The 4,082-nt window shown below is 61.0% G+C and carries 5 protein-coding genes; 4 read left to right on the top strand and 1 reads right to left on the bottom strand.

Features of this window, described 5'->3' with window-relative positions; all coding sequences use genetic code 11:
* Window positions 1-18 precede the first annotated feature (18 nt).
* Complete coding sequence (locus ABIE32_RS21590) at window positions 19-1,356, bottom strand: PLP-dependent aminotransferase family protein (protein WP_429019354.1); 1,338 nt, start codon at window positions 1,354-1,356, stop codon at window positions 19-21.
* A gap of 142 nt (window positions 1,357-1,498) precedes the next feature.
* Here ABIE32_RS21590 and ABIE32_RS21585 point away from each other — a divergent pair, with 142 nt between their 5' ends.
* The 4 genes from ABIE32_RS21585 (at window position 1,499) to ABIE32_RS21570 (ending at window position 4,069) form a co-directional block, all read left to right on the top strand.
* Window positions 1,499-1,903 (top strand): VOC family protein, encoded by a 405-nt coding sequence (locus ABIE32_RS21585; protein WP_429019351.1) that lies wholly within the window; start codon window positions 1,499-1,501, stop codon window positions 1,901-1,903.
* A 36-nt stretch (window positions 1,904-1,939) separates the two neighbouring features.
* Window positions 1,940-2,569 carry a LysE family translocator gene (locus ABIE32_RS21580; RefSeq protein ID WP_429019348.1) on the top strand — a complete coding sequence of 210 codons (630 nt, stop codon included), beginning with the start codon at window positions 1,940-1,942 and terminating at the stop codon, window positions 2,567-2,569.
* 57 nt (window positions 2,570-2,626) lie between these two features.
* On the top strand, window positions 2,627-3,472 hold the full coding sequence (locus ABIE32_RS21575) for a PhzF family phenazine biosynthesis protein (protein WP_429019345.1): 846 nt from the start codon (window positions 2,627-2,629) through the stop codon (window positions 3,470-3,472).
* A 108-nt stretch (window positions 3,473-3,580) separates the two neighbouring features.
* Window positions 3,581-4,069, top strand: a complete 489-nt coding sequence (locus ABIE32_RS21570) for a DinB family protein (RefSeq protein WP_429019357.1) — start codon at window positions 3,581-3,583, stop codon at window positions 4,067-4,069.
* Window positions 4,070-4,082: the final 13 nt, after the last annotated feature.

Raw genomic sequence — 4,082 nt, 5'->3', positions numbered from 1 at the left:
CGCATAGCATCAAGCCCGTCACTTGAGCAATGCTGCCAGAATTGCCAGAGATTCATTCAGTTCTTCCCAACTGGCGCCGCCCAGGCAGATTCGCAGGCCGCTGGCGCTATCACCGGGTCTTACCATGGTGCTTTGCGGCGAGGTCAGCTTCACGCCCATGTCCATAGCTGCAGAAAAGACACCATCGGCGACATCGCGTTTCATCGGTAGCCAGGCGTTATAGGCATCAGGGTGCCAGACGAGACCGCGAGTGCCCAGGAGCGAGGCTGCCACTTTGGACCGCCGCCGGGCCTCATGGCGTAGATCTTGCTGGATCGCAGCAATCACGCCAGTGGCCAGCCAGTCATCGACCACTGCGCATGACAGGGCGGACGGAGCCATTGGCAGCTCACGCAGAAAGTCCTGCGCGGCCTCGCACAGACTGGGAGGCAGTGCCAGCATGCCAATCTGCAGCCCCGGGCCGAGCGACTTGGAAAGCCCGTTCACGTGCAGGGCGATCTCGGGAGCCAGTGTCGCCAACTGAGGCAACCCTGGAGACGACGCTGCATACACACCATCTTCAATGATCCAGGCACCCGCTTGTCGACAGATCTCTGCAATGGCTTGCCTTCGAGCAACCCCCATGGTGGCGGTTGTCGGATTGTGCAGCGTTGGCGTGAGGTAGACCGCCCTCCCCTCTGTGGCCTTGATGCCTGCAAGTGCCTCGGCGAGCGCCTGCGGCACCATCCCCTCGGAATCGATCTGGACACCCTGAATCCGGTACCCCCTGCGCCGGGCCAGAGCGATAGCCCCGGGATAGGTGATCCGTTCAGTCAGAATCACCCCATGCCTCCCGCACACAAGATCAAAGGCCAACGCCAGTGCCTGGCGGGCTCCGCTGGTCAGAACCAGGTGCGACGGCTCCACACCCAGGCCGAGCGTGTCAAGCCAGCGCGCAAGCACGCGACGGTGTTCCAGATGCCCACCGGGGGGAGCGTACAGATTGAAGTGATCCGCATCGATCTTGCGCGCGATCCCTGTCAATGTTCGCGCCAGTAGCCGCGCACCCAGCGCAGCCGGCGGCGCGTTGGCTGAAAGATCGATCTGCCGGCCGCCATGGGCCTGGAGGATTGCCACAAAGGTTCCCCGCCCTTTGACGCTGCGCGTCAGGCCTCTGCGCTCCAGGGCGGCATAGGCCTTGGTCACCGTGCCCAGGCCGATCTGCAATGTCCTGGCCAGATCCCGGTGCGCTGGCAAACGATCGCCGCCTGCCAGCCGGCCTTCGATGATGTCACCGGCCAATGCCAACGACAGCCGTTCGGCGACGTTCGCGCCCGTGCTTGCCAAATGAGGAATCCAGGGTGATTGAAGGAGCACGCTCGCGGCCTCAGAAATATAAGTGTAACGTTACACTATTTAAATACCTCAATAGTGTAACGTTCATACCGATGCTTCTGGAAAGCAGTTTCCCCTTGTGAAAAGGGCCTGACCGCGATGCGGGAAAGGGATGGAGAGCAGGATGTTGAGCCACATTACTGTCGGAGCACGCGATCTTGGGCGAGCGGGTCGCTTTTACGATGCAGTGCTCTCCCCGCTTGGATTGAAGCGCAGAATCGTCTCGCCCGATGGCGGGCCTGCCGCGCTGTGCTGGGTCGGTGCACATGCCACCTTGCCGCGCTTTTATGTCTACAGCCCCTTCAACGGTGAACCGGCAACTGCTGGCAACGGCAGCATGGTGGCCTTTCTTGCACCATCGATAGCGGCAGTGAACACGGCTTATGCCGATGGACTTGCGCATGGCGGCTGCGATGACGGCGCGCCTGGGCCCCGCCCCCGCTATGGCGAGGGCTATTACGGCGCCTACCTGCGGGACCCCGATGGCAACAAGCTTCATATCGTCCATCGCGCGGACCTGCAGCCGTAGCGCAGTTCGCGCCACGTAATTCTGGAGCAAACCATCATGACCGCAAGCCAGTTCGCACTCGTCTACGGCACCTATCTCATCGCCACTGCCAGCCCCGGACCGAGCAACATGGCCATCATGGGCACGGCGATGCGTGACGGGCGCCGCCCCGCGCTCGCTTTGGCAGCCGGTGTGGTCACGGGCTCGCTCTTCTGGGCGATCCTGGCAGCCACCGGCGTTTCTGCCGTATTGACCACATATGCACAGGCGCTTGTCGCCCTCAAAATCGCTGGTGGTCTCTACCTGCTCTGGCTGGCCTTCCGCGCAGGAAAATCGGCCATGAAGCGGTGCCACAGCATTGACGAGGTGAGCGTATCGGGCAAGGCGCTGCGCTATCGCTTGCTCTATCGGCAGGGCGTTCTCATGCACCTCGGCAATCCCAAGGCCATCATGTCCTGGGTCGCCATCATTTCGCTGGGAATCCACCACAACACCCCTGCCGATGGGGTGGCGGTGATTGTGGGTGGCTGTGTGCTCCTCGGAATTGGGGTGTTCGGCGGCTATGCCATCGTCTTCTCAACCACCTCGATGATTGCCCTGTATGCACGCTTGCGGCGGTGGATCGAAGGCGTGCTCTCGGCGGTGTTTGCAGTAGCAGGGCTGAAGCTGCTGGCCTTGCGCAGTTGAAGACCCTGGCCTTTGCACAGCTCCTCTCCCATTGATTCCAGGTACAGGACCCCAACGATGACCTTCGCTATCCATATGGTCGATGTCTTTGGCTCGGGCGCGCTTTCCGGCAATCCGCTGGCTGTCGTCACCGGTGCCGATGCGCTGAACACACACGACATGCAGCGGCTGACGCGGTGGCTCAACCTTTCCGAAACGGCATTTGTGTTCGCCCCCAGGCATCCGGAGGCGGACTACCGGGTCAGGATCTTCACCTTGGACAGGGAGATGCCTTTTGCAGGGCACCCTACCCTCGGAAGCTGTCACGTCTGGTTGTCCGCCCACAACCGCCTCGAACACAAAGCGGCGATCGTCCAGGAGTGCGGTGCAGGGCTGGTCCAGCTCCGGCGCGATCGAGGGCGGCTTGCATTCGCTGCGCCACCGCTGATCCGTTCTGGCCCGCCAACCCCACCCGAACTGGACGAAGCGCGGCAATTGCTTGGAATTGACGCCAGCGACATTCTGGACGCCGCCTGGATCGACAATGGCCCGGGATGGCTGGGGATCCGGTTGCTTTCGGCGGAGAAAGTGCTGTCGCTCCACCCAGCCAGGCGATGGCGCACCCGCATTGATGTCGGTGTAATCGGCCCACACGCCAACGGCAGTGATCCTGGGTTCGAAGTTCGGGCCTTCTTCTCAGACCATCTGGGAGCCATCGTCGAAGACCCTGTCACCGGAAGTCTCAATGCCTCGTTTGCCCAATGGCTGTTCGCAACCGGAATGGTCCATGGCGACTACATAGCCGCTCAAGGCACATGCCTGGGCCGACAAGGCCGCATTTATTTGAGCCGCGACGATGCCCATCAAGTCTGGGTCGGCGGAGAAACACGCACCCATATCGAGGGAGCGTTGCGTGGCCTTTGAAAACATAGGAAGAGTTTGAACATGTCGACAACCATACGGGGCGCAACCACCCCGGCCCGCGCCTGCGATGGCGCCACACCATCAGCCACGGCGATCAACACCTTGAAAATGCTGGTGCGCTACAAGCGTTGGGCGAATGGCCTGACTTTCAAGACTGTACTGGAGCTTCCTGAGGGGGAGGCCCTTCGCCAGAGGCCAACGCGATTCGGCAACATGGTGCACACCTTGAACCATGTGTATGTGGTAGACGATATCTTCAGACACCACCTGCAAGGCAGGAAGCATGGCTACACAGCACGCAATACCGAGCACACGCCTTCTGCCGTCGATTTATGGGAAACCGTGCAGGAAATGGATCGCTGGTATATCGATCTGGTCGACACATGGTCGAATGACGACCTCGCGAAAGTCGTCCATTTTGAATTCGTTGGCGGCGGGCAAGGCGCCATGACCCGTGAGCAAATCGTGCTGCATGTGGTCAACCACGGCACCTATCACCGCGGCTTTGTCGGCGACATGATGTACCAGGTGCCCTTTATGCCTCCGTCCAACGATCTGCCGGTCTTCATCAGGGATCATTACTGCAGCGGACACTGAAAATTCCCAGGCC

Source organism: Comamonas sp. 4034 (assembly GCF_050434545.1).
Taxonomy (GTDB): domain Bacteria; phylum Pseudomonadota; class Gammaproteobacteria; order Burkholderiales; family Burkholderiaceae_C; genus Comamonas; species Comamonas odontotermitis.
The sequence above is the reverse complement of the archived record's forward strand: the minus strand, read 5'-3'. Positions and strand labels throughout refer to the sequence as shown.

Bases quoted from the DNA above. Each gene is read 5' to 3' on its own strand.
- ABIE32_RS21585 (WP_429019351.1), top strand. From the start codon at position 1,499: ATGTTGAGCCACATTACTGTCGGAGCACGCGATCTTGGGCGAGCGGGT.
- ABIE32_RS21580 (WP_429019348.1), top strand. From the start codon at position 1,940: ATGACCGCAAGCCAGTTCGCACTCGTCTACGGCACCTATCTCATCGCC.
- ABIE32_RS21575 (WP_429019345.1), top strand. From the start codon at position 2,627: ATGACCTTCGCTATCCATATGGTCGATGTCTTTGGCTCGGGCGCGCTT.
- ABIE32_RS21570 (WP_429019357.1), top strand. From the start codon at position 3,581: ATGCTGGTGCGCTACAAGCGTTGGGCGAATGGCCTGACTTTCAAGACT.